The organism is Sphaerisporangium sp. NPDC049003 (assembly GCF_043197795.1).
Taxonomy (GTDB): Bacteria; Actinomycetota; Actinomycetes; order Streptosporangiales; family Streptosporangiaceae; genus Sphaerisporangium.
Genome location: NZ_JBICTU010000055.1, coordinates 1 through 24,949, shown reverse-complemented (window position 1 = coordinate 24,949; position 24,949 = coordinate 1). Strand labels below are relative to the sequence as shown.

Annotated in this window: 26 protein-coding genes; 9 read left to right on the top strand and 17 right to left on the bottom strand. The window is 70.8% G+C overall.

The genetic code is table 11. The features are described 5' to 3' along the window. Positions 1 to 86: 86 nt before the first annotated feature. The 3 genes from ACGFIV_RS35190 to ACGFIV_RS35180 form a co-directional block, all read right to left on the bottom strand. Positions 87 to 377: a hypothetical protein gene (locus ACGFIV_RS35190; protein WP_358560668.1), complete on the bottom strand. Its 291-nt coding sequence runs from the start codon at positions 375 to 377 to the stop codon at positions 87 to 89. 105 nt (positions 378 to 482) lie between these two features. Next, positions 483 to 1,706 (bottom strand): aminotransferase class III-fold pyridoxal phosphate-dependent enzyme, encoded by a 1,224-nt coding sequence (locus ACGFIV_RS35185; RefSeq protein WP_358560666.1) that lies wholly within the window; start codon positions 1,704 to 1,706, stop codon positions 483 to 485. Positions 1,707 to 1,710: 4 nt separating this feature from the next. Next, the gene (locus ACGFIV_RS35180; protein ID WP_392839371.1) at positions 1,711 to 2,649 is read right to left on the bottom strand and encodes a carbohydrate kinase family protein; all 939 of its coding nucleotides are present in this window, start codon (positions 2,647 to 2,649) and stop codon (positions 1,711 to 1,713) included. An 82-nt stretch (positions 2,650 to 2,731) separates the two neighbouring features. On the opposite strand from ACGFIV_RS35180, the gene ACGFIV_RS35175 reads away from it, so the two are divergent. Together ACGFIV_RS35175 and ACGFIV_RS35170 are read left to right on the top strand one after the other, a co-directional pair. After that, positions 2,732 to 3,322 carry a TetR/AcrR family transcriptional regulator gene (locus tag ACGFIV_RS35175; protein WP_358560662.1) on the top strand — a complete coding sequence of 197 codons (591 nt, stop codon included), beginning with the start codon at positions 2,732 to 2,734 and terminating at the stop codon, positions 3,320 to 3,322. A gap of 61 nt (positions 3,323 to 3,383) precedes the next feature. Continuing rightward, positions 3,384 to 4,007, top strand: coding sequence for a class II aldolase/adducin family protein (locus tag ACGFIV_RS35170; RefSeq protein ID WP_358560660.1), 624 nt, complete (start codon positions 3,384 to 3,386; stop codon positions 4,005 to 4,007). A gap of 18 nt (positions 4,008 to 4,025) precedes the next feature. Here the strand turns inward: ACGFIV_RS35170 and ACGFIV_RS35165 are convergent, their stop codons facing one another. Further along, a complete protein-coding gene (locus ACGFIV_RS35165) occupies positions 4,026 to 4,814 on the bottom strand; it encodes a protein kinase (RefSeq protein ID WP_358560659.1) in 789 nt (262 codons plus the stop codon). Between the two features lie 141 nt (positions 4,815 to 4,955). Between ACGFIV_RS35165 and ACGFIV_RS35160 the strand changes: the two genes are divergently transcribed. Beyond that, positions 4,956 to 6,923 (top strand): cation:proton antiporter, encoded by a 1,968-nt coding sequence (locus ACGFIV_RS35160; RefSeq protein ID WP_392839368.1) that lies wholly within the window; start codon positions 4,956 to 4,958, stop codon positions 6,921 to 6,923. Positions 6,924 to 7,052: 129 nt separating this feature from the next. Here ACGFIV_RS35160 and ACGFIV_RS35155 read toward each other — a convergent pair whose 3' ends face one another. From ACGFIV_RS35155 to ACGFIV_RS35140, 4 genes are all read right to left on the bottom strand, one after another. Further along, positions 7,053 to 8,528, bottom strand: a complete 1,476-nt coding sequence (locus tag ACGFIV_RS35155; RefSeq protein WP_392839366.1) for an FHA domain-containing protein — start codon at positions 8,526 to 8,528, stop codon at positions 7,053 to 7,055. Next, positions 8,525 to 8,968, bottom strand: coding sequence for a hypothetical protein (locus ACGFIV_RS35150; protein ID WP_358557844.1), 444 nt, complete (start codon positions 8,966 to 8,968; stop codon positions 8,525 to 8,527). The genes ACGFIV_RS35155 and ACGFIV_RS35150 overlap by 4 nt, the downstream gene beginning before the upstream one ends. A 13-nt stretch (positions 8,969 to 8,981) precedes the next feature. Continuing rightward, positions 8,982 to 10,514 carry a hypothetical protein gene (locus ACGFIV_RS35145; RefSeq protein ID WP_392839364.1) on the bottom strand — a complete coding sequence of 511 codons (1,533 nt, stop codon included), beginning with the start codon at positions 10,512 to 10,514 and terminating at the stop codon, positions 8,982 to 8,984. Between the two features lie 249 nt (positions 10,515 to 10,763). Beyond that, positions 10,764 to 11,900, bottom strand: coding sequence for a site-2 protease family protein (locus tag ACGFIV_RS35140; RefSeq protein WP_358557849.1), 1,137 nt, complete (start codon positions 11,898 to 11,900; stop codon positions 10,764 to 10,766). Between the two features lie 112 nt (positions 11,901 to 12,012). Between ACGFIV_RS35140 and ACGFIV_RS35135 the strand changes: the two genes are divergently transcribed. Then, positions 12,013 to 12,873 (top strand): PD-(D/E)XK nuclease family protein, encoded by an 861-nt coding sequence (locus ACGFIV_RS35135; RefSeq protein ID WP_358557852.1) that lies wholly within the window; start codon positions 12,013 to 12,015, stop codon positions 12,871 to 12,873. 22 nt (positions 12,874 to 12,895) lie between these two features. Here the strand turns inward: ACGFIV_RS35135 and ACGFIV_RS35130 are convergent, their stop codons facing one another. Further along, positions 12,896 to 13,141, bottom strand: a complete 246-nt coding sequence (locus ACGFIV_RS35130) for a hypothetical protein (protein ID WP_358557855.1) — start codon at positions 13,139 to 13,141, stop codon at positions 12,896 to 12,898. 297 nt (positions 13,142 to 13,438) lie between these two features. On the opposite strand from ACGFIV_RS35130, the gene ACGFIV_RS35125 reads away from it, so the two are divergent. The 4 genes from ACGFIV_RS35125 to ACGFIV_RS35110 all read left to right on the top strand — a co-directional run bounded on the left by ACGFIV_RS35125 (position 13,439) and on the right by ACGFIV_RS35110 (position 16,528). Continuing rightward, positions 13,439 to 14,263 carry a helix-turn-helix transcriptional regulator gene (locus ACGFIV_RS35125; protein ID WP_358557858.1) on the top strand — a complete coding sequence of 275 codons (825 nt, stop codon included), beginning with the start codon at positions 13,439 to 13,441 and terminating at the stop codon, positions 14,261 to 14,263. Continuing rightward, entirely contained in the window at positions 14,251 to 14,466 is a 216-nt protein-coding gene (locus ACGFIV_RS35120; protein WP_358557860.1) for a DUF397 domain-containing protein, read from the top strand. The genes ACGFIV_RS35125 and ACGFIV_RS35120 overlap by 13 nt, the downstream gene beginning before the upstream one ends. Positions 14,467 to 14,647: 181 nt before the next feature. Then, positions 14,648 to 15,841, top strand: coding sequence for a sensor histidine kinase (locus ACGFIV_RS35115; protein WP_392839360.1), 1,194 nt, complete (start codon positions 14,648 to 14,650; stop codon positions 15,839 to 15,841). Positions 15,842 to 15,844: 3 nt separating this feature from the next. After that, on the top strand, positions 15,845 to 16,528 hold the full coding sequence (locus tag ACGFIV_RS35110; RefSeq protein WP_358557864.1) for a response regulator transcription factor: 684 nt from the start codon (positions 15,845 to 15,847) through the stop codon (positions 16,526 to 16,528). Positions 16,529 to 16,588: 60 nt separating this feature from the next. On the opposite strand, the gene ACGFIV_RS35105 is transcribed toward ACGFIV_RS35110, so the two are convergent. The 5 genes from ACGFIV_RS35105 to ACGFIV_RS35085 all read right to left on the bottom strand — a co-directional run bounded on the left by ACGFIV_RS35105 (position 16,589) and on the right by ACGFIV_RS35085 (position 22,596). After that, positions 16,589 to 17,623, bottom strand: a complete 1,035-nt coding sequence (locus tag ACGFIV_RS35105) for a dipeptide ABC transporter ATP-binding protein (protein ID WP_358557866.1) — start codon at positions 17,621 to 17,623, stop codon at positions 16,589 to 16,591. Next, positions 17,620 to 18,669 carry an ABC transporter ATP-binding protein gene (locus ACGFIV_RS35100; protein WP_358557868.1) on the bottom strand — a complete coding sequence of 350 codons (1,050 nt, stop codon included), beginning with the start codon at positions 18,667 to 18,669 and terminating at the stop codon, positions 17,620 to 17,622. The genes ACGFIV_RS35105 and ACGFIV_RS35100 overlap by 4 nt, the downstream gene beginning before the upstream one ends. After that, a complete protein-coding gene (locus ACGFIV_RS35095; RefSeq protein WP_358557871.1) occupies positions 18,666 to 19,685 on the bottom strand; it encodes an ABC transporter permease in 1,020 nt (339 codons plus the stop codon). Before ACGFIV_RS35095 ends, ACGFIV_RS35100 begins: the two co-directional genes overlap by 4 nt. 85 nt (positions 19,686 to 19,770) lie before the next feature. After that, positions 19,771 to 21,546, bottom strand: a complete 1,776-nt coding sequence (locus tag ACGFIV_RS35090) for an ABC transporter substrate-binding protein (RefSeq protein ID WP_358557873.1) — start codon at positions 21,544 to 21,546, stop codon at positions 19,771 to 19,773. Positions 21,547 to 21,603: 57 nt separating this feature from the next. Next, positions 21,604 to 22,596 carry an ABC transporter permease gene (locus ACGFIV_RS35085; RefSeq protein WP_358557875.1) on the bottom strand — a complete coding sequence of 331 codons (993 nt, stop codon included), beginning with the start codon at positions 22,594 to 22,596 and terminating at the stop codon, positions 21,604 to 21,606. Positions 22,597 to 23,079: 483 nt separating this feature from the next. Between ACGFIV_RS35085 and ACGFIV_RS35080 the strand changes: the two genes are divergently transcribed. Beyond that, positions 23,080 to 23,502: an ATP-binding protein gene (locus ACGFIV_RS35080; RefSeq protein WP_358557877.1), complete on the top strand. Its 423-nt coding sequence runs from the start codon at positions 23,080 to 23,082 to the stop codon at positions 23,500 to 23,502. Here the strand turns inward: ACGFIV_RS35080 and ACGFIV_RS35075 are convergent. From ACGFIV_RS35075 to ACGFIV_RS35065, 3 genes are all read right to left on the bottom strand, one after another. Then, the gene (locus ACGFIV_RS35075) at positions 23,495 to 23,977 is read right to left on the bottom strand and encodes a cellulose synthase (RefSeq protein WP_358557879.1); all 483 of its coding nucleotides are present in this window, start codon (positions 23,975 to 23,977) and stop codon (positions 23,495 to 23,497) included. The two genes, ACGFIV_RS35080 and ACGFIV_RS35075, sit on opposite strands and share 8 nt — an antisense overlap. Before the next feature lie 141 nt (positions 23,978 to 24,118). Beyond that, positions 24,119 to 24,778: an HAD family hydrolase gene (locus ACGFIV_RS35070; RefSeq protein WP_392839355.1), complete on the bottom strand. Its 660-nt coding sequence runs from the start codon at positions 24,776 to 24,778 to the stop codon at positions 24,119 to 24,121. 58 nt (positions 24,779 to 24,836) lie between these two features. Further along, a partial coding sequence (locus ACGFIV_RS35065) for a vitamin B12 dependent-methionine synthase activation domain-containing protein (protein ID WP_392839374.1) occupies positions 24,837 to 24,949 on the bottom strand: 113 nt, incomplete at its 5' end.

Sequence of the window (24,949 nt, the reverse complement as noted above, 5' to 3'; positions counted from 1 at the left end):
CTTCTTGGTCGATGAACCCTTTACCGGAGACCTCTCTGCTTGTCCGGGCGCGACACGCCGTCACTCAGCCGACTTCGAAACAGGGCCTAGCCGCCGGCCGCGCGCCAGGCGTCGGCGAGCATGGCGACGACGTCCACCTCGCCGGTGCCGTTGCGTTCGGTGACGCGCCCGCCGACGCGCACCATCGCGGTGACCTCGTCCCCCCGGCCGCGCAGCCACATCTCCCATGACGCCGCCCCGGTCCCGGCTCCGCCGGACAGCGCCCGTCCCATCGGGCCGGGCCGCGACACGGCGCCGCACCCGGGGCAGGCGAACTCCCCCGGTGTCACCAGCCTGTCCACGCGCGTGTACGGCCGCGTCTCCGCCTGCGCATCCATGGCTCCCGCTTTCCGAGACGCCACCCCGGCCGGTGCCGCTGGGCCGTCTCGCGTATCAAGAGCGGGCAGGCGCCGTCCTGATACCTCTTCAGGGGGCCGCGCGTCTCAGTCGGAGCCGAACTTGGCCCGCAGCTCGCCGAACGCGGCGTCGGTGCCCGCGAGCGCCCTGTCGATGTCGGCGTCGGTGTGCGCCGCCGACAGGAACCAGTTGTGCCAGGGGTGAAGGTAGACGCCCCGCGCGAGGCAGGCGCTCGACCAGAACATGGCCTTCTCCAGGGTCTGGTCCCCCTCGAAGGACAGCCACGGGATCTGCACGGGACCGGTCTGGTTGATCACGAACCCGTGGGAGGCCGCCTGCGCCGCGAGGCCGTCGCGCAGCCGGGAGCCCGCCCGCTCCATCAACGCCACGCCGCCGGTGTCGCGCAGCGTCTCGATGGTGGCCTTGGCGGCGGCCATCGCCACCGCGGAGAACCAGAACGACCCGGTGGAGTAGAGCGTCTGGGCGGGGCCGCGCAGGGCGTCGGTGCCGGTGACGGCCGCGATCGCGTACCCGTTGGCCATGGCCTTGCTCCACGCCGTCAGGTCGGGCCGCACGCCGAGGGGCTCCCAGGAGCCGCGCAGGTCGAGCCGGAAGCCGGCGCGGACGTCGTCGACGACCAGCGCCGCGCCGATGCGGTCGGCGAGCGCGCGCAGGCCGCGGGCGAACGCGGGGTCCACCAGCTCCTGGTCCTCGAACGAGTCGTGCTTGAACGGGGTCACGATGATCGCGGCCACGTCCCCCTCTGCCTGGGCGGCGGCGGCCTCGGCGCCCGCCAGGTCGTTGTAGGGGTACTCGATCAGGTCGGCGCGCTCGCTGGGCGTCGTCCCGGCGAGGCTCGGGGTGCACCACGGATCGGCGCCGTGGTAGGCGCCGTGTGCCACCAGCACCTTCTTGCGCCCGGTGGCGGCACGCGCCACCATCAGGGCCTGGGTCGTGGCGTCGGTGCCGTTCTTGGAGAACATCACCCAGTCGGCCGAGGGGATGGTGTCGACCATCAGCTCGGCCAGCTCCACCATGACCGGGCCCGGCCCGTTCAGGCAGTCCCCTGCGGCCTGCTGCACGGCCGCGGCCTCCTCCACGCGCGGGTGCCGGTGGCCGAGGATGACCGGCCCCCAGCTGCACATGAGGTCGACGTACTCCCGCCCGTCGGCGTCCCACTGGCGGCATCCCTCGCCCCGGACGAAGAACTGCGGGAAGCCGGGGGCGAAGATGGCCGCGTTGAGGTGGCCGTACATGCCCCCCGGGATGACCTTGGCCGCCCTGTCCCTGAGGTGTGCGTCAGACGACATGTGCTCAGATCCCTTCGGTGTCTTCCGCGTCCGCTTCGATGAGTGCGACGGACAGGCCGTCGAGTCCCGCGTCGGAGCCCAGCCCCCCGGCGACCCTGGCCGCCACGGCCGTGCCGAGCCGGGCCGCCGCGACGACGTCACGGCCGCCGAGCAGCCCCGCGATGAACCCGGCGCAGTAGGCGTCGCCGCACCCGGTGGTGTCCACGACCGGCACCTCCCGGGCGGGCACGCGGGTGAGGCCGGACGCCGTGGCGACCAGGCTGCCCTCGCTCCCGAGGGTGACGAGCACCCCTGCGGGGCCCTCGGCGAGCAGCTTGGCCGCCGCCTCCTCCACATCGGAGGCGCCCGTGATCATCAGCGCCTGCTCCTCGTTGGGCAGGAAGTAGTCGACGTGGGGCAGGAAGGCGCGGGCCCCCGGCATGAGGTCGGGCATGTTGGACAGCAGGTCCATGGTGATCCGCGTCCCGCCCTGCCGCGCCGCTCCGAGCAGCGTGAAGAAGGCCGGGTCGTGCAGCCCCCAGGTCACGTCCATGCCGCCGAGGTGGACGACCTCGGCCCCGGTGAGCAGGCCCGGGTCGAGGTCGGCGAGCGAGAACCCGAGGTTGGCGCCCGGCACGTGGAACGAGGGACGGCCGCCGTCCGGGCGGATGGGCAGGATCGACGCGGCCGTCTGCTCGCCGGCCTTGCGCACGACGCCGCGGACGTCCACCCCGCGCCGCCCCATGATCATGACGAGGAAGTCGCCGAGCTCGTCGTCCCCGACGGCCCCGGCCGAGGCGACCGGCACTCCGAGCTTGGCGAGGTCGACGGCGGTTCCGGCCGCGGCCCCCGCGGCCGTGACGCGGATCTGTTCAAGCAGGTGGGTGTCCTGGCCCTCCGGGATGGACTCCACCGGTCTGGCCAGCACGTCGACGATGTGAACCCCGAGCGTGACGACGGTCATGTCTGGTCCTTCTGAATGTATGAGATTGCCGGATAATAGACGGGCGCCCGACTAAAATGTCAAGCCTCGGGAAGGGACAGGGATGCCGAAGATCGTCAATCACCAGGAGCGCCGCGAGGAGGTCGTGGACGCCGCCCGCAGGGTCATCCTGCGCGAGGGCATCGAGGCGGCGACCACTAGGGCGATCGCCAAGGAGGCGGGGTACTCCAACGGCGTCCTCACCCACTACTTCGCCGACAAGGACGACATCCTGCTGTCGGCGCTCAGGTCGTCCCACCGCCGCATCGTGCACCGGTTGAAGGGCAGGCTCGCCGGTCGCACCGGGCTGTCCGCGCTGCGCGAGGTGCTCGCCGACAACCTGCCCCTCGACGAGGAACGGGCCCAGGAGACCGCCCTGGAGGTGGGGTTCTGGGGCAGGAGCCTCGCGGGCGGCACGCTGCTGGAGGTGCAGCGCGAGGAGGCCGCCGAGCTGCGCTACCTCGTGCGCACCCTCCTCGACGCCGCCGCGGAGGCCGGCGAGATCACCACGGGCGACGATCTGGACGATGTCACCGAGCGCCTGCTGGCCCTGGTCGACGGGCTCAGCGTGCACCGCCTGCTGTATCCCGACCGGCTCTCCCCCGAGACCCTTCACCGTCTCATGACGGCCGAGCTGGAGCGCCTGACCACATGAACGCGCCCGCCACATCGCCAGGAACGACGAGACCGAGGACCGCGAGAACGATGAGGACGACATGAAGCTCGCCGAGGAGCGGGAGCGGCTGTGCGAGATCGGCCGCCAGATGGTGGACACCGGGCTCGTGCTCGGGACCTCCGGCAACATCAGCGTCCGCCGGGGCGACCTGGTGGCGGTGTCCCCCGGAGGGGTGGCGCTCGACCGGCTCACCCCCGCCGGCTGCCCCGTGCTGGACATGGAGGGAAACGCGGTGGAGGGCGACCTCAAGCCGTCCTCCGAGGTGCCCATGCACCTGGCGATCTACCAGAGCACCGGCACCTCGGCGGTCGTGCACACCCACTCGACGTACGCCGTGATCGTCTCCGCGACCATGACCGAGCTGCCGCCGATCCACTACAACGCGCTGCTGCTCGGCGGTGTCATCCGCGTGGCCCCCTACGCCACCTACGGCACCCCCGAGCTCGCCGAGCACGTGCGCGCGGCCATGGAGGGCAAGCAGGCCGCCCTGATGGGAAGCCACGGGGCCGTGGCCGTCGGCGGCGACCTCGACCAGGCCCTTTCGGGCGCGCGGCTGCTGGAGTGGCTGTGCTCGGTCTACGTGCGGGCCAAGATGGTCGGCGAGCCGCGCGTGCTCACCGAGCGGGAGCTCGCCGACGTCATAGAGCGGGCCGCGCGAGGCTAGCGTCCGCTCCCCGCCCTCTCAGGAGGACAGCTGGTACAGCCGGTCGGCCAGGCCGAAGGCGGTGGGGCGCTTGGCCACGTCGCCGATGCACGAGCTCACCAGCTCGGCCAGCTCCGGCTCCAGCTCGGGCCTGATGGACGGCGGGGTGATGTACACCTTCCTGAGCGTCAGGAGCGGGTCGTGGGTCGGCAGCTCGCCGTAAAGGCCCTGACCGGTCATCGTCCAGTGCAACGTCGCGCCGAGCGCCCACACGTCGCCGCCCGGCGACGGCTGCTCCCCCTGCAGCAGCGCGGGGTCGGTGAACTCCACCGAGGTGAGCCCGCCCATGCCGGTGATCGTCGCGCCCGGCATCAGCACCTGGGACAGGCCGAGATCCGACAGCTTGCCGCCGTCGGGTGTCAGCAGAACGTTCCCGGGGTTGATGTCCCTGTGGACGATGCCCTCCTCGTGCAGGGCCTGGGCGGCCCGCGCCGCGCACGCGACCGCGCGCAGGGCGCCCTCCCGCGACGGCCTCTCGGCCGGGACGGCGAGCGACCCGCCGGCGATGTACTCCATGGAGTAGTAGAAAACTCCACCCTGCTGCCCGGCGTCGTACAGCGTCACCAGGAAGGGCGAGCGCACGGCGGCGAACGCCTTCAGCTCGCGGGCCGCCCGCCTGAACGCGTCCTGGCCCGTTCCCCCCACGACCTTGACGGTGACGTACTCCGCGTCGACGGGCAACCGCCTCGGCTTCCTCGCCAGATAGAACTCGCCATGGTTGCCCGCTCCCAGCGGCCGGACGAACTCGTAGTCGGCGATGCCCTCCACTTGCGTTCCTCTCGTCAGCACGCACAGATCGGCCCGGCATGCGGTGCCGGGCCTCGCGGCGCCCCCCAAGTCACGGTAACGTCGCGCTGACCATTATCGGGGCTTCGATAAGCGTATTTTTACCTACGGGGACGATGTCGCATGCTGCACGTGGAAGTGCTGCTTCTTGACCTTGTGATCGTGCTCGCCGCCGCGCGGCTCCTCGGCTGGCTGGCGAAGCGCCTCGGCCAGCCCCCGGTGATCGGCGAGATCGTGGCGGGCATCCTGCTGGGGCCCACGCTGTTCGGCCCCTGGATCGGCGACGATTTGTTCGGTCCAGACATGCGTCCCGCGCTGACGGCCCTCGCCGACGTCGGGCTGATCCTTTTCATGTTCGTGGTCGGGCTGGAGCTCGACCAGAAACTGGTGCGGGGCAAGGGCAAGGTGGCGGCGAGCATCTCGCTCGGCTCCACCGTCGTGCCGTTCGTGCTCGGGACGCTGCTCGCGCTCGCCCTGGCCGGGAAGCACGCCCATGGCAACACCCTGGCGTTCGTGCTGTTCCTCGGGGCGGCGATGTCGGCGACCGCGTTCCCCGTCCTCGCGCGCATCCTGACCGACCGCGAGATGCACCGCACCACGCTCGGAGGGCTCGCGCTCGCCTCCGCGGCGATCATCGACGTCCTCGCCTGGACCGTTCTCGCCGTCGTGGTCGGCATCGCGAGCGCCGAGGCGGCGAGCGGTCAGTGGCAGGTGCTGCTCGCCGTGCCGTACGCCGCGGTGATGTTCTTCGTGGTACGGCCCCTGCTGGCGCGGCTCGTGCCGGCCTTCGAGCGGGCGGGACGGCTGACGCCGGGCCTGCTCTCGGTCGTGCTGATCGGTCTCGTCGCCTCGGCCTGGGCGACCGAGTGGATGCACGTCCACTTCATCTTCGGCGCGTTCCTGTTCGGCGCGGTGATGCCGCGCGAGGGCGCCGAGCGCCTCAACCACCAGATCCTGGAGCGCCTGGAGCAGCTCACCGTGCTCCTGCTGCTGCCGATGTTCTTCGTGGTGTCCGGGCTGAACGTGAACCTGCGGACGCTGACCGTCTCCAGCCTGGGCGTGCTCGCCGCCATCCTGGCGGTGGCGATCGGCGGGAAGCTGGCCGGCTCCTACCTCGGCGCGCGGCTGCGACGGGTGCCGGTGCGCCAGGCGTCCGCGCTGGCCGCCCTGCTGAACACCCGGGGCCTCACCGAGATCGTCATCCTGTCGGTCGGCCTGCAGAAGGGCGTGCTGGACCCCGAGCTGTACTCCCTCATGGTGCTCATGGCGCTGCTCACCACCGCGATGACAGGCCCGCTGCTGCGGCGCATCTACCCCGACCGCCGGATCGCCAGGGACATCGCCGAGGCCGAGCGCGCCGCGCTCGGGGTGACCGCCTCCTATCGCGTGCTCGCCGTGGTCCCCGGACGGCCCGTGGACGCCGAGCCGCTCGCGGGGCTGGCCGCCACCCTGGCGGCGGCGAACACGCCCTCGGAGGTGGTCCTCGGGCACCTGGAGCCCTATCCCCACGGCCGCCTGGAGGTCGGCACCGGGCTGTCGTCCGAGCTGGCGGAGATGGCCGAGACGCTGGGCGCCCTCGAGGGCCTGGCCGCCGGGGTGCGCGAGCGGGGCCCGGAGGCGCGCGTGGTGACGCGGTTCTCGGCGGACCCGGCGGCCGACCTCCCAGGGCTCGTCGTCAGCGCGCGGCCCGACCTCGTGGTGGTCCCGCACGACGCCCCCGGGTACGAGCGGATCCTCGCCGAGTCGACCGGCAGGACCGTCACCGTCCTGCCCGGGGCCTACGAGGCCGCCGGGCCGGTGGCGGTGCGTCACGGCTCCGGGGACGCCGCCGCGCACGTCGCCCTCCAGCTCGCCCTCGCCACCGGCCGCCCGCTGGTCGTGATCGGCCGGGGCAAGGGCGCCTCCCTCGCCCAGCGCCTGGCCAGGCTCGGCGTGGACGCGACCTCGGCGGCCGAGGCGCCCGCCGGGGCGCTGGTGGTCGCCCCGGAGGGCGCCGCCCCGCCGCAGGGCGCGCACCTGCTCGTACGCGCCGAGCAGGACGCCGACCCCGTCGAGTGGGAGGCCGTCACCCCGGTGAGGGCCGGGATCTGACGCTGACGCCAGAGGGCTGAGCACCCCCGCCGGACGGGAGCGCTCAGCCCTCTCGCGCGGACCCGTGCGGCCGCGCCTTCCGGTTCCCCGCTGAGGCTCGCGTCTCCGCTGAGCCTCGCGGTGCTCCGGCTACGCCTTGCGGTGCGACTCGTAGCGCATCGTGCGGGACACCCCGATGCGCACCGTCGTGCCGGGCAGGACGGGCACCGGCTCGTTCGGCGGGATGTCGTAGAAGTTGGGATCGCCGGGCGGCTGGACCTGGGTGCCGTTGACCGAGCCCAGGTCGATCAGGTTGACGTCCCACCCGTCGAGCCGGACCCGCAGGTGACGCCGGGAGACCGACCCGTCGGGGCTGGTGACCCTGGCCGGCCGGGCCTCCCCCGAGGTGACCTCGGCCGCGCGCTCGGGGTCGCGCCCGAGCAGGTAGTCGCTGTCGAGGCGCAACGTCAGCCCGTCATCGAGCAGGAGCACCCCGAGCGGGGGCCTCTCGCCCTTGTACGGGACGAGCGTGCGCTGCACCAGGGCGATGCCGCAGACCGCGCAGTAGGGGACGCGGGGGTCGTTGAAGTGGTCGTTCTTGCAGTCGACGCCGTAGACCATCGGGCGGCTCAGCGGCTCGGGGGCCGGACCGGCCTCGGTTGGCTCCAGCAGCGAGCCCGGCGGCTCGGGCGGGCCCTCGGGCCCGTCGATCAGCAGGAACGACTCGAACTCGGGCGCCTCCTCGTGCGGAGGCGGCCCGCCCGCGGCCCCGCTGACTCCCGCGGCGGCCATCCCGGGGTCGGTCGTCAGGGCGGGCGCCGGCTCGAAGTGGCGCCCGGGGGGCGGGGAAGGGTCCGGGTGCGGCGCCGAGGTGACGGGGGGCGGCGGCGGGGTGAACGGGAGAGGCGGCGGGGTCTCGACGGGGAGCGGCGCGGCCATGGCGGGCCCCTGGTCCATCGCGAGGGCCGAGGAGACGGCTCCCTCCGCGAGGTGGGGGGACTCGGGCGCCACCGGCTCCGGCGCGCGATACGGCTCCGGCTCCATCGGCTCATGGACGGGCCGGGGCGGCTCGTACGCGGGGGGCGGCTCGTACGCCGCCGAACCCGCCACGGGCACGGGCGGCGCCGCCGTCATGGGCGCGACCGGGTCGCCGGCCTCGCTGAAATCACAGGAGAGGCCGCCGCCGGAGATGACGCCCGCGTCGAGGCGCGCCCTGCCGATCGGGCGCCCGGCGCCGGGCAGCCGGAGCTCGACCGTGGCCACCGGGCCGGGAACCAGGCGGTCGGTCCAGGTCAGGGCGTCCTTGCCGTCGAGCAGCACGTCGGCGCCCGACCCGGTCACAAGGGCCTGTGCCTCGCCGCTGACCAGCACCGCGATGCCGCCGCCCGCGCGGCCGGCGACGGCGCAGGAGATCGGCTCGGCCGTCATCGACCGCGCGAGCACCTGAGCGGCGCGCCGGGCGAGCGCCCGGCCGTCCCCGCCACCGGCGGCGGTCTCCTGCACCGCCGCCAGCAGTTCGTCCGCGACGGCGTCGGCCGCGTCGCACACCAGCAGCAGGCCGCCCAGATGGGCGATCAACCCGTTGCCGGGAAGCGGACGCGCCACCCCCACGCCTTGCTCCGTCACAGAACTCTCCCTCCCCGAAAACGCCACCGGATGAACGGCACCCGCATCGGACCGTTGGCCACCAGCCAAACACAGATCCAGACGACCACGAACTGGGTCCAGAAGGCCGCGGCGGGCGGAACCGGGTCGATGACGCTACCGATGGCACCGGACCGTAGCAAAAAGAACAGAAGAAGTCCTTCTGGCACGAGTGTGAGCAAACCGAACAGAGTGGGCCAGTCCTTCTCCCATCGGAACTGCATGAGGAAGTGGTAGAGCAGTTCCCACAGCACCCCGAGCACGGCGACCGCCGCGAGGACCAGGAACCCCACGCGGTAGTCCTGGGAGAGCGGGCCGGAGAGGCCGGGCAGCACGGGCACGATCAGCGCCGTGATCACCACGCCCACGGTGGCAAGAAGGAACAGCCGCGTCTGGATACGGCCGAACAGAGTTGGAACCACGGGGGGATTCTCCTTAGACGGGCTTGTTGAAAGCCCACTTGAACCACTGGGAGGTCGAGCGCATCGGGCCCATCTTTCGACAGAAGCCGCGCCTCGCCAGGTCGTCCGCGATCTCCTGGGCCGCGATCTGCAGGCCGAGGAACGTGTCGACACCGGGGAAGTAGCCGCCGAGGGTGGCCGAGCCGGAGGCGTAGAGCGCTCCGTCGCCGCTGGCGGTGCCCTTGACCTCGAAGTGGCGCTCGACTTCGAGGCGGCCGACCGGGTTGCGGTAGGCGGCCGTGTGCTGGAGCAGGTCGGCGAACAGGCGGTGCTCCGCGATGTCGGCCTCCAGGCCCGTGCAGTCGATGATGTAGTCGGAGACCGGCTCGCGGACGGTGCCGTCCTTGCTGCGCACGAAGCTCAGCATGCGGCCGTCGGGCGCGGGCTCGACCCGCTCGACCGTTCCCTGGACCGCGTGGTAGTAGCCTCCCGCGCGGCCCCTGCGCATCTGCTCCTGCCAGTGCCTGCGCTTGGGGGTGTTGGTGCCGCCCATCTCCTTGTACTTCTGGGCGCGCGCGGGGCCCTCAAGCCTGCGCATCTCCGCCTTGAGCTGGCCGCCCCACACCGACTTCGGATAGTTGAAGCCCTGGTAGGCCCAGCCGTCGCCGCCCTTGCGCCGGCTCCACAGGTGGGGGCCGTGGGAGCCGGTCACGAACGTGCGGAAGATGTGGATGATCTGCGTCTGAAGGTGGAACCTCTCGCGGTCGTCGAACAGCCGCTGCAGCACGCGGGAGGCGACGATGCCGCCGCCGCGGATCACGACCGTGCCCGGACGGGTCTTAAGGAACTCGTAGACCTGCTCGTGGGGCTCGTAGGCGTTCACCACGTGCTGGTAGTCGCCGTACTTCTGCCGGAACTCCTGCAGGTCGGGCAGGAACTTCAGGCCGGGGTAGCCGATCGCGACGTGCACGAACCGCGAGCGGAAGACGATGCGCTTGGTGGGCGCCGCGCCCTCGGGCGGGGTGACCACCGTGAAATAGCCGCCGCCCGCCCTGCGCCGCACCATGCGGACCTGGCCCTTGACCAGCATGTCCCAGTAGTTGATGCGCTTGGCCTCGCGCTCCAGGTTGTGGAAGACCGTGCCGGCCCGCGGGGTCCAGTAGTCGTTCATGATGGGCTCGGTGGCGATCTGGAACAGGTGACCGAGGTTCTTGTCGCGCCAGGCCTCCTCCAGCGCGTACGACGGGAAGCCCCACAGGTTGTCGGGCCTGGAGGAGGAGTCGGAGCGGATGCGCTCCCCCCGGGGGATCTGGGAGCACCGGGTCAGGAACTCGTATGTCTGCCACGGGTGGTCGATGTTCGACACGACGCGCATCTGCGAGGTCGGGACGCCGTAGACCCGGAGGTAGTCGAGGGTGACGAACGACCCGATGCCACCGCCCACGGTGAGGAAGGGGATGTCGTACATGGGGATGCCCGCCGCGGCGACCAGTTGGTCGCTCCACTCGGACGCGCCCAGCAGTTCCGGCGTGAGATCACCGGCGGGAGGTGTTTGAGGCGTAGGCAATGCGAACGTTCCTAACCTGCATGGCCGACCGGATCGGCTGATCGAACAGTAGTCCGGGCGCGCACGGAAAACGAGTGGGACAAAGCGGCGATCTTCCCCCGGCAGCCCCCGCCGTGCGCGCCCTTGATCAGACGCCTGACCGGTGCCGGAGGTTCGCGCCTTCACCGATCCGAGACCTTACCTGCCTGTGGCATCCCCCACGAAACGGTCACGCCGCCGGGCCTGCGAAGAGCCGCGCGCGAGAAAGCGTCAGACCCCGGAGAAGACGCGGTTCACGTCGGCCGTGACCAGCACGCCGAAGACGTCGCCCCCGCGCTCCACCAGCAGGTACTCACCGGAGGGGGCGCCGCGCATGGCGTCGAGCAGCGACTCTCCCGCGAGGTCGGCCGGGAGCACCAGCGACGGCTCAAGGCTGCGCGCCAGCGATCCGACGGTGACCCACGGCCTGCGCTGCTCGGGCGTCGCGGTGACGGCCGCCTCGTTGACGATCGCGATCGGGTGCCCGTCGTGGTCGACGATCACCATCGCCCCCGCCTGCGCCTCCCTGGCGCGGCGCATGCCCTCGGCCAGGGGCACCTCGGCGGTCACCGGGATGGCCCTGCGGGCGAGCGAGCGGGCCTGGACCTGCGGCATGCGGGCACGCACCCTGGCCACCCGCAGCGACTGGGTCGCCCCCATCCAGATGAAGGAGGCCAGCAGCACCGCCCACAGCAGCGTGCCCCAGCTCAGCTCCTGGTCGACCATATAGGGCCCGCCCACCGACAGCACGACCAGGGCGACGGCCAGCCCGCGGCCGAACCAGGCGGCGGTGATCGTGCCGGAGCCGGGGTTGCGGGTGAGCTTCCACACCCCCGCCCGCAGCATGCGGCCGCCGTCGAGCGGCAGGCCGGGAAGCAGGTTGAACAGGCCCACGATGAAGTTGGAGCCCCAGAGCTGCCAGACCAGGACGTGCGGGATGGTGCCCTCGGGGATGAACCCGCTGGCGACGAAGCCGATGGCGGCCAGCCCGAGGGACAGCAGCGGGCCCGCGAAGGAGACGAGGAACTCCCTGCCCGGGGTCTCGGGCTCGCGCTCGATCTCGGAGACCCCTCCGAGCAGGTAGAGCGTGATGCGGCGCACAGGAAGCCCGAAGTGACGGGCCACCACGCAGTGCGCCAGCTCGTGGAGCAGGACCGAGACGTAGAGGAAGACGGCGAACGCGAAGGCCACGAGGTAGGTGGTGACCGTGTCCCTGCCGGGAAGGTTCCTCGCCACCTCGGGCTGGAAGGTGTAGGTGATGAACGCCGCGACGATCAACCAGGTCGGCGAGACGTAGACGGGGATGCCGAAAGGGCGTCCCATGCGCAGCCCCGGAGACTCAGGCCGTTGCGGGGTCTGGGTGCTCATGATTGTCGTCTTCCTCCTTGTGCCTAGATGCTACGCGCCTCCGGGCGGGGATCGGCCGATCACGTAGACGCCCCCGGCAGAAAGTGTCGGCCGGTTGACCTACAGTTCCGGCATGAGCATTTCGGAGCCGCCCGCGGTGATCGGCACTCTCTCCCCCTCCCGCGCGGGCGACTTCATGACATGTCCGCTGCTCTACCGCTTCCGCGTGATCGACCAGCTGCCCGAGCGGCCCTCGCCCGCGGCCGTCCGCGGCACGCTCGTCCACGCGGTGCTGGAGCGGCTGTACGACCTGCCGGCCGCCGAGCGCACCGTCGCCGCGGCCCAGGCCCTGCTCGATCCCCAGTGGACGCGTCTGCTGGAGCACACCCCCGAGTACTCCACCCTGTTCGACGACGACGCCGAGCACGACCGCTGGCTCGGCCAGGCGCGGCAGATGCTGGAGCGTTACTTCGCCCTGGAGGATCCGAGCCGCTTGGAGCCCGCGCAGCGCGAGCTGTACGTCGAGTCCGTGCTCGACAGCGGGCTGATGCTCCGGGGCTACATCGACCGGCTCGACGTGGCGCCGAGCGGCGACCTGCGCGTGGTCGACTACAAGACCGGCAGCGCGCCCGGCCCCGACTTCGAGGCCAAGGCGCTGTTCCAGATGAAGTTCTACGCCCTGGTGCTGTGGCGCCTGCACGGCACGGTCCCCCGGCTGCTCCAGCTGATGTACCTCGGCAACGGCGAGGTCCTGCGCTATGCCCCCGACGAGGCCGACCTGCGGGCGACCGAGCGCAAGGTTCAGGCGCTCTGGGAGGCTATCGAGCGGTCGCTCACCAGCCGCGAGTGGCGGGCCCGGCGCAGCCGCCTGTGCGACTGGTGCGACTACCAGGCCATCTGCCCCGAGTGGGGCGGCACCCCGCCGCCGGTTCCCGACCGCCGCCCCGGCGACGCCACCCGCGGCTCACGGCGCGCCGCCACCGACGAGCTCTGACCGGGCCTCCCGCCGCGCCCGCTCACCTGGAGCCGTGGATGGCCTCCCACTCCTCGTCCTGCAGGGGCGGGAGGCCGAGGGCGGCCGCCGCCTCGTCGAGCTCCTCGCGGCCGAGGTCCCAGGAGGCGATGAATCCCTCGGCCCGCCGCTTGCGGCGCTCGGCCTCCACCAGGTCGGCCACGACCTTCCTCACGCGCCTCACCGTCTCCAGATTGGCGTGCCGCTGTTCCTCCGGGACGCCGGATCGGTCGTAGACAGGGAAGATCATCGGCCCTCCTCGCGGCGGCGGGGGCCGCGCCCGCCCCCGGCCGGCACGGCCCCCGCCGTCGCGGGCGAATCAGCCGGCGTTCGCTCTGGACGCCGCGATTCCACACGTTCACGATGATGCTGTGGCATGTTCGTCATCGCCTCCACGGTTCACCCGGCCGCCGACCGTTCGCCCTTCCCAGACTGCCGCCTGCCGACTACTCTCGGTACCCAGTCGCCTCCATTTTGTATTCGACACATCGTGTGAAACGAGGTGTGGGAGACCCGAGCGCCGCCGGACCCAGTGGAAGGAGCGATGATGCCCGCCCCCCGTGAGCTTGACCCGAGCGCCTCCCCTCAAGCGCTCTTCGGCTATGAGCTGCGGCGACACCGCACAGCCGCAGGCTGGACGATGGAGCAGCTCGCCCAGAAGATCTGCTTCTCACTGGCCCTGGTGGGCATGGTGGAGACCGCGAGGCGCACCCCCTCCCGCGACTTCGCCGAGCGCTGCGACGAGGCGCTCAAACTCGACGGGGCCCTGCTCCGGCTGTGGCCCTTCATCAACCGCGCGTCCACTCCCGCCTGGTTCCGCCCCTGGCTGGACGTCGAGCGCGAGGCCGGCACGCTGCACACCTGGCAGCCGCTCATCGTCCCGGGGCTCCTGCAGACCGAGGAGTACGCCCGGGCGATCCTGCTCGGAGAGCCCCGGGTGACCCCCGAGCAGGTGGAGGACCACGTGGCCGCGCGCATCGAGCGGCAGCGCGTCTTCGAGCGCCCTGAGCCTCCCATGTTCTGGGCGGTGCTCGACGAGGGCGTGCTCCACAGGCCCGTGGGCAGCGCCGAGGTGATGGCCGACCAGCTCACCCGCCTGCTGGAGGCGGGCACTCTTCCGTTCATCACCGTCCAGATCTTGCCGCTCAGCGCGTACTCCACCACAGGGCTCGAAGGAGGATTCATCATCGCCCAGACCCGAGGCGTCCCCGATACGGTTTACCTGGAGTCGGCGGGTCACGGCCAGGTCGTCGACCGGGCGGAAGCGGTCGAGGATCTCACGACCAGATACGAAGTGATCCGCGCTGAGGCGCTCCCCCAGCGCGCGTCGCTCGACTTGATCAGGGAGACGATAGAGCGATGGACCACCTGAACGACGAACTGCGCGAGGCCGCGTGGTTCAAATCCTCCTACTCCGGCAGCAGCGGCGGCGACTGCGTCGAGGTCGCCGCCCTGCCGGGCGCGCGGGTCGGCGTCCGTGACAGCAAGGACCCCGGCGGCCCCGCGCTGGTCTTCACCGCGGGCGAGTGGACCGACTTCAGCAGGCGCGTGAAGGACGGCCACCTCGACGTGTGACGTCCGGGCCCGGCCCGTACGACCCCACGGGCGGTCGTGCGGGCCCGGTGCCCGGGAGCGGCGGCCAGGTACGGCCCGGCGGGGATCACACCGCGCGCCGGGCGCGCGTCCTTCTGCGGGATGAGGGCGATATCCATCCTGAGCAGGGTGGCCAACAGCGAAGACGTCCTAAATTGAGAGAGTGCGCACCACCCCCGGCAGTCCGCGAGCATGGCTGAGATCCCATCCCCTGTTCGGCGACTCGGCGCTCGCGGTGGTGGTGACAGGGCTTTCCCTCGTGGCGGCCGAGTTGCTCGGCTCCGGCGGCTCCTCCCCCGTCAGGCCCCCGAGCGCGCTGAGCGTCACGCTAATCCTGCTGGCGTGCCTCCCGCTGGTCCTCCGCCGGCGCTGGCCCTTCGCACTGCTCTGCCTGGCCGAGCTTCCCCAGATCGTCCTGACCGCGCTGAACTACGACAGCGGGGTGGCCGGGCTCGTCTCGCTCATCCTGCTCTACACCGTGGCCGCCTACCGTGGCCTGGCGCTCAGCCTGGTGGCCGCCGCGGTCAGCTCGCTGGCGTACGCCGTCGCGATGCTCCTGGCCGGCCAGCACGGCGACTGGACCCAGCACACGTTCGCCGCCGTGGTCGCCGTGGCCGTGTGGGTGGTCGGCCGCTCGGTGCGGCTGCGCCGCGCGTACCTCGCCGAGCTGGTCGACCGGGCCGAGCGGCTGGAGCGGGCCAGGGACGCCGACACCCGCGCCGCCCGCGCCGAGGAGAGGTCGCGCATCGCCCGCGAGCTGCACGACGTGGTGGCCCACCACGTGAGCGTGATGACCGTCCAGGCCGCCGCCGCCCGCAAGGTGCTGGACACGCGGCCCGAGGCCGCCAAGGACGCGCTGGTGGCCATCGAGGAGATGGGCAGGACCGCGATGCGCGAGATGCGGGGCATCGTCGGGGTGCTGCGCACCGACGGGGAGACCGGCGAGCTGGCGCCGCAGCCCGGCATGGGTGACCTCCCCGGGCTGGTCGACCAGATGCGCGAGGCGGGGCTGCGCGCCCAGCTCTGGATCGAGGGCGAGCGGCGGCTGCTGCCCCCGGGCATCGACCTGGCCGCCTACCGCCTGATCCAGGAGGCCCTGACCAACAGCCTGCGGCACGCGGGACCGGCGGCGCGGGCCTGGGTGACCGTACGCCACGAGCAGAGCGAGCTGCTGGTGCAGGTGGAGGACGATGGGCGTGGCGGTACGGGCGAGTTCACGCGCGGCCCCGACGACCGGCAAGGGCACGGTCTGGTGGGCATACGCGAGCGGGTTGCCCTTTATGGTGGAATCCTGCGGATCGGCCCGCGCCAGGGGGGCGGATTCGAGGTACGGGCACGCTTCCCCCTCAAGGACTGACAAATGACTATCCGTGTGCTGCTCGTCGACGACCAGCCGCTTCTGCGCACCGGCTTCCGGCTGATCCTTGAGGCCGAGCCCGACCTGACGGTGGTGGGAGAGGCGGGCAACGGGGCCACGGCGCAGGATCAGTCCAGGGTCCTGCTTCCCGACGTGGTGCTCATGGACATCCGGATGCCCGGGGTGGACGGCATCGACGCCACCCGGCGCATCGTGCGCGACGCCGCGCCCGGCGCCCACGTGCCCCGCGTGCTGGTGCTGACCACCTTCGACCTGGACGAGTACATCGTGGAGGCGCTGCGGGCCGGGGCCAGCGGGTTCCTGCTGAAGGACGTGCCCCCCGACGAGCTGGTGCAGGCGATCCGGGTGGTGGCGGCCGGAGACGCGATAGTGGCGCCTAGCGTGACCAGGCGGCTGCTGGACAAGTTCGCCGCGCGGCTGCCCTCGGCGCACCAGCAGGCCACCCCGGCCCGCGTCCACCGGCTGACCGAGCGCGAGCTGGAGGTGCTCCGCCTCATCGCCAAGGGGATGTCCAACGCCGAGATCGCCGCGGAGCTGGTGGTCAGCGAGACGACCGTGAAGACCCACGTGGGCAACGTGCTCACCAAGCTGGCGCTGCGCGACCGCGTGCAGGCCGTGGTGCTGGCCTACGAGACCGGGCTGATCACCCCGGGCGCCATCCCTTGACAGGCGCTCCGGGCGCGGCCGGAGCGGCCGTACCCGGAGGTCTGGGATGCGCCCGAGGGCTCAGGCGGGGACCGGCGCCCCGGCGTCGCTGGGCACGGCGTCCTTCGGGGCGTTCTCGGGGAAGTGGCAGGCGACCTGGTGACCGGTGGCCAGCTCCGCGAGGGGCGGCTCGACGGTCTTGCAGATCTCCTGCGCCTTCCAGCAGCGGGTGTGGAACCGGCAGGCCGGCGGCGGGTTGATCGGGCTCGGCACGTCGCCCTGCAGGCGGATGCGCTCGCGCTCGGTGCGCCGCTTGACGTCCGGAACCGGCACCGCCGACAGCAGCGCGGTGGTGTACGGGTGCATCGGCGACTCGTACAGGTCCTTGCGGTCGGCGACCTCGACGATCTTGCCGAGGTACATGACCGCGACCCGGTCGCTGATGTGCCGGACGACCGACAGGTCGTGCGCGATGACCACGTAGGTGAGGTCGAGCTCGTTCTGCAGGTCCTCCAGGAGGTTGACCACCTGGGCCTGGATGGACACGTCGAGCGCCGACACCGGCTCGTCCGCGATGATGAGCTTGGGCTTGAGCGCCAGCGTGCGGGCGATGCCGATGCGCTGCCGCTGACCGCCGGAGAACTCGTGCGGGTAGCGGTTGTAGTGCTCGGGGTTGAGCCCGACCAGCTCCAGGATGTCCTGCACGGCCTTCTTGGTGCCGTGCTCGGTCTTCACGCCCTGGATCCGGAACGGCGCCCCCACGATGGCGCCCACGGTGTGGCGCGGGTTGAGCGAGCTGTAGGGGTCCTGGAAGATCATCTGCATGTCCCGGCGGAGCGGGCGCAGCGAGCCCTGGGACAAGTGGGTGATGTCCCTGTCCTCGAAGAGGATCTTCCCGCCGGTGGGCTCCAGCAGCCGGGTGATCAGGCGGCCGGTCGTGGTCTTGCCACAGCCCGACTCCCCCACCAGGCCGAGGGTCTCGCCCTTCCGGACGTCGAAGGACAGCCCGTCGACGGCCTTGACGGCTCCGACCTGGCGCTTGATCAGCCCCTTGGTGATCGGGAAGTGCTTCTCCAGGCCCTGGACGGACAGCAGAGGCTCGGGCGACTCACTCACGCGGACTCCAGGTTGGGCTTGATCTCGTTCTCCCAGATGCCGCGCCGCTCGTCCCGGGTCAGGTGGCAGCGCACCAGGTGCCCGCCCTCGGTCTCCAGGAGCTCGGGCACCCGCGTCCTCGCACGGCCCTCGGTGCGGCCCTCGAAGGCGCAGCGAGGGTGGAAGGCGCAGCCGTCGGGCACGTTGATCAGGGACGGCGGAGTGCCCTTGATCGGCATCAGCCGCTCGGTGCGCTCGCGGTCGAGCCGCGGCATCGATCCGAGCAGGCCCCAGGTGTAGGGATGCTCGGGACGTTCGAAGATGTCCTCGGCGCCGCCGTATTCGATGCACTTGCCGCCGTACATCACGAGGATGTCGTCGGCCAGCTCGGCGACCACGCCGAGGTCGTGGGTGATGATGATGAGCGCGGAGTTGAACTCCTGCTGCAGATCGCGCATCAAATCGAGGATCTGCGCCTGGACGGTCACGTCGAGAGCCGTGGTCGGCTCGTCGGCGATCAGCAGCTCAGGGTCGCACGAGAGCGCCATGGCGATCATCGCGCGCTGGCGCATGCCGCCCGAGAACTCGTGCGGGTAGCTGTCGACGCGCCTTTCGGGCTGCGGGATGCCCACCCGGCCGAGCATGTCGATCGCGTGCTTGCGCGCCACGGCCTTGCCGACCTTGTGGTGGATCCGGTACGCCTCGATGATCTGCGCGCCCACGGTGTAGTAGGGGTGCATGGCCGACAGCGGATCCTGGAAGATCATCGCCATCTTCTTGCCGCGCAGGGTGCGGACGTGCTCCTGCGTCGCGGAGACCAGCTCCTCGCCGTCGAGCCAGATCTCACCGGAGATCCTGGCCCGCGTGCCCTTGTGGAGGCCGAGGACGCCGAGGCTCGTGACGCTCTTGCCGGACCCGGACTCGCCCACGATGCCGAGGGTCTTGCCCCGCTCCAGCCGGAAGGAGAGCCCGTCGACGGACTTGACCACGCCGTCGTCGGTCGGGAAGTGGATGCGCAGGTCGTTGAGCTCAAGGAAGCTCTTCTGCCCGGTGATTCGCTCGCTCACGTGAGCCTCACTCTCGGGTCGACCACCGCGTACAGGAGGTCCACGACAAGGTTCGCCATGACGACGAAGAACGCGGCGACCAGCGTGACGCCCATGACCTTCGGCAGGTCCTGGTTGGTGATCGCGTCGATGGCGTACTTCCCGATGCCCGGCAGGGAGAAGGTGCTCTCGGTGAGCACCGCGCCGCCCATCAGCAGGCCGAGATCGAGGCCGAAGATGGTCAGGATCGGGGTGAGCGCGCCGCGCAGGCCGTGCTTGAACACGACCACGCGCTCGGTGAGGCCCTTGGCCCGGGCCGTGCGTATGTAGTCCTCGTTCATCGTCTCAAGCATGCCCGACCTCGTGAGCCGCGCGTACCCGGCGGCGTACAGGAAGGCCAGCGTGATCCAGGGCAGGATCAGACTGTAGGCCCACATGGCGGGGTTGTCGAAGAACGGGGTGAAGCTGCCGCCCGGCGCCGCGAACGCGAGCGGGCGGCCGTAGCTGAAGACCACCAGCGAGACGATGCCGGTGAAGAAGATCGGTAGAGAGACGCCGGCGAGCGCGATGCTCATCGCCGCCCTGTCGAAGAAGCTGCCGCGTCTCAGCGCGGAGACCACTCCTGTGGCGACGCCGGCCACGAGCCAGATCACCGCCGCGCCGAGGGCCAGCGAGATCGTCACCGGCAGCCGGTTCAGCAGGTCGGGCCACACGGGCAGCCGGGTGAGGAACGAGTAGCCGAAGCACGGCGCGGGGCACCGCTCCACGCCGGGACCGTAGTCGTAGTCGGCGCCCGCGACGATGCCCTTGGCGAACCGTCCGTACTGCACGATGAGCGGGTCGTTGAAGCCCAGCTTCTCGGCGGCGATCTTGACCTGCTCGGCGCTGGCCGTACGCCCGACGTAGCGGGTGGCCAGGCTCTCAGAGGTGGCGCCCGCCAGTCGCGGCACCAGGAAGAAGATGGCAAAGGTGATCACACTCACGATGGCGAGCATGAAGACACCCCAGATCAGGCGCCGGATGATGTATGTGACCACAGTCCCCCCGGCTCCGGGGGCCGGCCTGTCGGCCGGCCCCCTGCCGCGTTCACGTGTCTATCGGACTATCGGATGGTGTGGGCTGTTACTGCAGGCCCATGTTGAGGTAGTCGTACATGCCGGTCGCGTCGCTGAAGTACACGTTCGTCACGCCCTTGCCCCGGATGAGGAGGCTCTTGGCCCACAGGCCGGGCAGGATGAAGGCGTCGTCCATGACCTTCTGGTCGATCTGCGCCCAGATAGGCTCGCGCTTGGCGGTGTCGGTCTCCAGCGAGGCCTGGTCGATCAGCTTGTCGACCTCGGGGTCACGGACGCTGATGTTGGAGGAACCACCGCTGTCACGGATGACGCGGCTGTCGACCATCTGCTGCAGGAAGCCGTAGCCGTCGGGCCAGTCGGCGCCCCAGCCGTTGGTGGCCAGGCCCAGCTTGTTGTCCTTGGCGTAGCCCGGCTTGCCGGCGTAGAGCGCGTAGTAGTCGGCCTGCGGGAACGGCTTCAGCGTGAGCTTGATGCCGACCTTGCTCAGGGACTGCTGAAGCGCCTCGGCCGTGGCCTTCTCCTTCGGGCGCTCGGCCCGGTAGGCGATGTTGGTCTCGAAGCCGTTCGGCTGGCCGCAGGCCGTGAGGGCCTCCTTGGCCTTGGCGATGTCACCGTGGTTGTCCGTGCCGGACGGGTACGGGTTGATGTCCGCGTGGCCGGGGATGCCCGGGGGCAGCAGGCTCGTGGCGATCTGACCGCCGGAGAACTCGCCTCCGTAGGCGGTCTGGTAGGCGACCTTGTCCGCGGCGTACTCGACGGCCTTGCGGCAGTCGATGTTGTCCAGCGGCTTCACGTTGCCGTTGATCGACGTGTACCACAGGCGGGTGATCGTCGGGTTGTCGGTGTTGGCCTTCAGCGCCGGGTCCGTCAGCACGCGGCCGAGGGTGGCGGGCTGGGCGCCGGTACCGGCGATGTCGACGTGCAGGTCGCCCGAGAGCAGGCGGTTGTCGATGTCGTCGGCGTTGACGTTGGTCGAGACCTCGTAGCCGTCGGGCAGCGCCTTGCGGTTCGGGTCGGTCGCCTGGTCCCACTGGTCGTTGCGGACCAGGTTGAAGCCCTTGCCGATCTCGTTCTTGTCGAACTTGTACGGCCCGGAGGAGATCACGTGCTCCCGGTACTTCGCGCCCGTGTCCTTGGCCTCGGGGACCGGGATCGTCGCGGGAAGCTGCGCGAAGTAGTCGAAACCGCTGTAGGCCTGCTTCAGGTGGAAGACGATCGTCTGGTCGTCGGGGGTCTCGATCGCCTTGTCGGTGTTGACGCCCTTGGACTTGTAGGGACCCTTGTAGTCCTTCGGCAGGTCGAGCGTGTCGTTGAAGTAGGTATACCCGTCGGGGAACACCTCCTTGTCGAGCGACCGCAGGACGCCGTACTTCACGTCCTTGGAGGTGATCGGCGTGCCGTCCTCGAACTTGACGCCCGCCCGCAGCTTGTACGTCCAGGTCTTGGCGTCGTCGCTCGGGGTGCCCAGGTTCTCGGCGAGGTCCGGGACGAGCTGGCTGCTCTCCTTGCCCGGGGCGGGCTTGAACATCACCAGTGCACGGCCGTAGAGGCGCACGAAGTTCCAGGAGTAGCCGTAGTAGGTGTCGGCCGGGTCCAGGGAGTCCCAGTCACCGGCGTTGGCGAACTTGAGGATGCCCCCCTTCTTGTCGGAAGGGTTGAACACCTGCGTGAGGGCGGCGTTGAACTCCGCCTTCGCGGTGTCACCGCCGGCCGGCGCCGCGCCGGACTGGCTCGGCGTGGCCGACCCGCCTCCACCGCAGGCGGACAGCCCCAGGGCGAGAACCGCACCTAGGGCGGTCACCCCCAGTGTGGTCTTTCTCATCATGTACAAACCCCTTGTTGTCGGAGCCAGGGAACTTACGGGGGAAACAGGTCGAACTCAGCGGGCCCTCGGGTCGAGGGCGTCGCGAAGGCCGTCACCGAGGAGGTTGAAGGCCAGGACGGTGATGAAGATCGCCATGCCCGGGAAGAACATGAAGTGCGGGATCGTGTAGAAGCGCACGGCGTCCGACAGCATGCCGCCCCAGGTGGGCGTGGGCGGGCGCACACCGACGCCGAGGAATGACAGCGCGGCCTCGAAGAGGATGTTCGTCGGGATCAGCAGCGTGGAGTACACCAGGATCGGCGCCACCAGGTTGGGCAGCATCTCCCGGAAGATGATGTACGGCCCGCGCGCGCCGAGGCTGCGGGCCGCGTCGACGAACTCCCGCTCGCGCAGCGACAGCGTCTGCCCGCGCATGATGCGCCCGATGTAGGGCCAGTTGAAGAAGCCGATGATGAACACCAGGAGCGAGACGCGCAGCGCGTCGCCGGACAGGCCGAACGCGGAGTCGGGCACGATGCCCGCCAGGGCGATGGCGAAGACCAGCAGAGGGAACGCCAGGAAGACGTCCATCGTCTTGCTGATGACCGAGTCGACCCAGCCACCGAAGTAGCCGGCCATGACGCCGAGCATCGTGCCGATCGCCACCGACAGCAGCGTGGCGAGGAAGGCGATCAGCAGCGAGATCCGGGCGCCGTAGACGATGCGGCTGAAGATGTCGCGCCCGTTGACGGGCTCGACGCCGAACAGGTGGTCCCAGCCGATTCCGGTGCCGTCCTTCGGCGCCAGCGTCTCGGAGCTGATGAGGTCCTGGTTGAAGTCGTTCGGGGGATGCCCGAGCCAGCCGACGATCAGCGGGGCGAAGACGGCCACAAGGATCAGGAAGATCACCACGCCGCCACCGGCCAGCGCCACCTTGTCGCGCTTCAGGCGCATCCAGGCGATCTGGCCGAGCGACCGGCCCTGAATCGCCTTGGCCTGCGACCCTCCCAGCACGGCTTCCGGCTCGGCCTCTAGCTCCGTGCCGGAGACGTCGAGCGGTGCGGTCATAGTGTCGGCCCCCTGGATCCCAGACGACATTGTCCGTCTGACGCGTCGCCCGCCACCGGTGACCGGCGAGCGTCGTCCATGTTCAGGCAGGCCGCGTGTACGGCCCCCGGACGCAGAATCTACGTGCTGAGCTGCACTGACCAGTACCTGAGCGCGCTATGTGGCTCAACTGTGATTCATGCGAAATTCATTCGTGTTGATCTTGGATGGTATGTCCGGGGGCTGTTCTGGTTGTGTCCTGGAACCGTGACACGCCGCAGGGAGTCGCTGCGGCGCAGGGGATGCGGCGCCTGAAGGCGATCCGCCGGCCGGCCATGAGGGGGCGTGGATCATGGCTGGGCCGTGCCTGAGTGATCATATCCAGGCCGCCGGAGGTCCAATCGGCCGATCTTGAAGACTGAGCCGGTGTTATCCGAACGTAACCCCTTCTGAGGCCGTATCTGCTCGTGATGGCGCACGCCGAACGGCAGGCAAGGAGCATCGATGATCGGCACTCCCCGGGGATACCGGACCATGTCATGCGAACTCCCGGGCGACCGGGCGATCGTCGCCAAGGCGCGGGACATGGTGCGGCGGACGCTCACGGGCTGGGGCCTGACCGATCTGATGGACGACGTGGTCCTCATGGTGAGCGAGCTGGTGAGCAACGCGATCGCCCACGGCGCTCCCCCGGTGCGGCTGTCGCTGCGCGCCGGCGATGGAGCGCTCCGGGGAGAGGTGACCGACAACGGCGCGGGACTGCCCCGCCGGCTCGACCTGGGAACGAACTCCGACCACGGCAGGGGACTGATGATCGTGGAGGCCCTCGCCGACCAGTGGGGGGTCGGCCCCGGCCCGGACCGGATGGGCAAGAACGTCTGGTTCCTCCGGCTCCTGGAGAGCCCGGCGCGCGCAGAGACTAACTGATGCCCCGGCGCTTGAGGATCTCCTCGATGTCGGAGAGGTCGTCGTCGGCGGAGGCGGCGGGCTTCTGCGGGAGCGTGCGGTTCGGCGTGGTGGGAGCGGCGGCGCCCTGGTCCGCGCGGGGGGCGGCCTGTTTCGCCGTACGGGCCTCCCGCGCGGGCGCGGCGGCGTCCCCGCGCCTCCTGCGCAGCACGCCCGAGACCAGGAACAGCACCACAGAAAGGCCGGCCACGGCGACGCCCGCCCAGACCGCCGGAGAGAAGACCAGGCCGGTGAAGAAGCCCACCACGGCCGTGCCGATCTTCCACGCGGCCGGCAGCGCGCCGGTGAGGTAGGCCGCGATCGGGATCAGGGACCAGGCGCTGACCCGCAGGCCCGCCGCCGCGCCCCTCCTGCGGAACGCCAGGAAGCCGAGCACCAGCCCGACCGCTGTCAGCCCGGCGCACAGCGGGAACCAGGCGATCTGGTCGAAGGACATAACGGCTCGCCCCCTTCGTCATGGCTTACCCCTCCATCCTGGCACGCGATGGAGCCGGGGCCTCTCCTCCGCAAGGATGGCCCCGTCCCCCACCTGGAGGAGAGGACGGGCCGGCCGAGATGATCTGGGTCCGCTTACCCGTCAGGCGACGGGGCCCTCGGACAGCACGAGGTCGCGGAGCACGGCCACGTCGACCTGCTTGAGCGACTCGACGACCAGGCGACGGGGCGCGGGCGGGATGGCCGGCCCGGTGGGAACGGCCACGACCGCGCACCCCGCCGCGGTGCCCGCGGCGACGCCGGTCGGCGAGTCCTCAATGACGGCGCAGCGTGCCGGGTCGACGCCGAGCAGGCGGGCGGCCAGCAGGTACGGCTCCGGGTCGGGCTTGAAGTGCCGGACGTCGTCGCCGGTGACCACGGTGTCGAAGGTGTCACGCCCGATGCCGCCGAGCACGGCGTCCGCCATCAGCCGGCTGGAGGAGGTGACGAGGCCCACGGGCACTCCGGCGGCGCGCACCTCGGCCAGCAGCTCGGCCGCGCCCGGCATGACCTCGAAGCCGTCGGCGAGCAGGCCGAGAATGCCGTCGAGCATCCAGCTCGCCACCTCTTCGGGATCCCGGCTCGATCCGCTCGCCCGGAGCATGTAGGCGACGGTCGACGGCATGGAGCCGCCGAGCAGGTTCTCCTGGTCGGCGGCGGTCCACCCCGCGCCGAGGCGCCGCATCACCTGTGACTCCGCCTGGAACCAGAGCTTCTCGGTGTCGACGAGAGTCCCGTCCATGTCGAAGAAGACGGCGTCCACGCAACCCCCTGACAACGCGTGCGATACCCGAAAGACGGTACCGTCTGGGCGCGCGAGGTCAGACGTTGAAGTAGCCGGCCTCGGGGTGGTGCACGATCAGGGCCGAGGTCGCCTGCTCGGGATGCAACTGGAACTCCTCCGACAACGACACCCCGATCCGCGCCGGGTCCA

Coding starts and splice junctions, on each gene's coding strand:
- ACGFIV_RS35190 (WP_358560668.1), bottom strand. CDS start 377: ATGGATGCGCAGGCGGAGACGCGGCCGTACACGCGCGTGGACAGGCTG.
- ACGFIV_RS35185 (WP_358560666.1), bottom strand. CDS start 1,706: ATGTCGTCTGACGCACACCTCAGGGACAGGGCGGCCAAGGTCATCCCG.
- ACGFIV_RS35180 (WP_392839371.1), bottom strand. CDS start 2,649: ATGACCGTCGTCACGCTCGGGGTTCACATCGTCGACGTGCTGGCCAGA.
- ACGFIV_RS35175 (WP_358560662.1), top strand. CDS start 2,732: ATGCCGAAGATCGTCAATCACCAGGAGCGCCGCGAGGAGGTCGTGGAC.
- ACGFIV_RS35170 (WP_358560660.1), top strand. CDS start 3,384: ATGAAGCTCGCCGAGGAGCGGGAGCGGCTGTGCGAGATCGGCCGCCAG.
- ACGFIV_RS35160 (WP_392839368.1), top strand. CDS start 4,956: ATGCTGCACGTGGAAGTGCTGCTTCTTGACCTTGTGATCGTGCTCGCC.
- ACGFIV_RS35140 (WP_358557849.1), bottom strand. CDS start 11,900: ATGAGCACCCAGACCCCGCAACGGCCTGAGTCTCCGGGGCTGCGCATG.
- ACGFIV_RS35135 (WP_358557852.1), top strand. CDS start 12,013: ATGAGCATTTCGGAGCCGCCCGCGGTGATCGGCACTCTCTCCCCCTCC.
- ACGFIV_RS35130 (WP_358557855.1), bottom strand. CDS start 13,141: ATGATCTTCCCTGTCTACGACCGATCCGGCGTCCCGGAGGAACAGCGG.
- ACGFIV_RS35125 (WP_358557858.1), top strand. CDS start 13,439: ATGCCCGCCCCCCGTGAGCTTGACCCGAGCGCCTCCCCTCAAGCGCTC.
- ACGFIV_RS35120 (WP_358557860.1), top strand. CDS start 14,251: ATGGACCACCTGAACGACGAACTGCGCGAGGCCGCGTGGTTCAAATCC.
- ACGFIV_RS35110 (WP_358557864.1), top strand. CDS start 15,845: ATGACTATCCGTGTGCTGCTCGTCGACGACCAGCCGCTTCTGCGCACC.
- ACGFIV_RS35090 (WP_358557873.1), bottom strand. CDS start 21,546: ATGAGAAAGACCACACTGGGGGTGACCGCCCTAGGTGCGGTTCTCGCC.
- ACGFIV_RS35085 (WP_358557875.1), bottom strand. CDS start 22,596: ATGACCGCACCGCTCGACGTCTCCGGCACGGAGCTAGAGGCCGAGCCG.
- ACGFIV_RS35080 (WP_358557877.1), top strand. CDS start 23,080: ATGATCGGCACTCCCCGGGGATACCGGACCATGTCATGCGAACTCCCG.
- ACGFIV_RS35075 (WP_358557879.1), bottom strand. CDS start 23,977: ATGTCCTTCGACCAGATCGCCTGGTTCCCGCTGTGCGCCGGGCTGACA.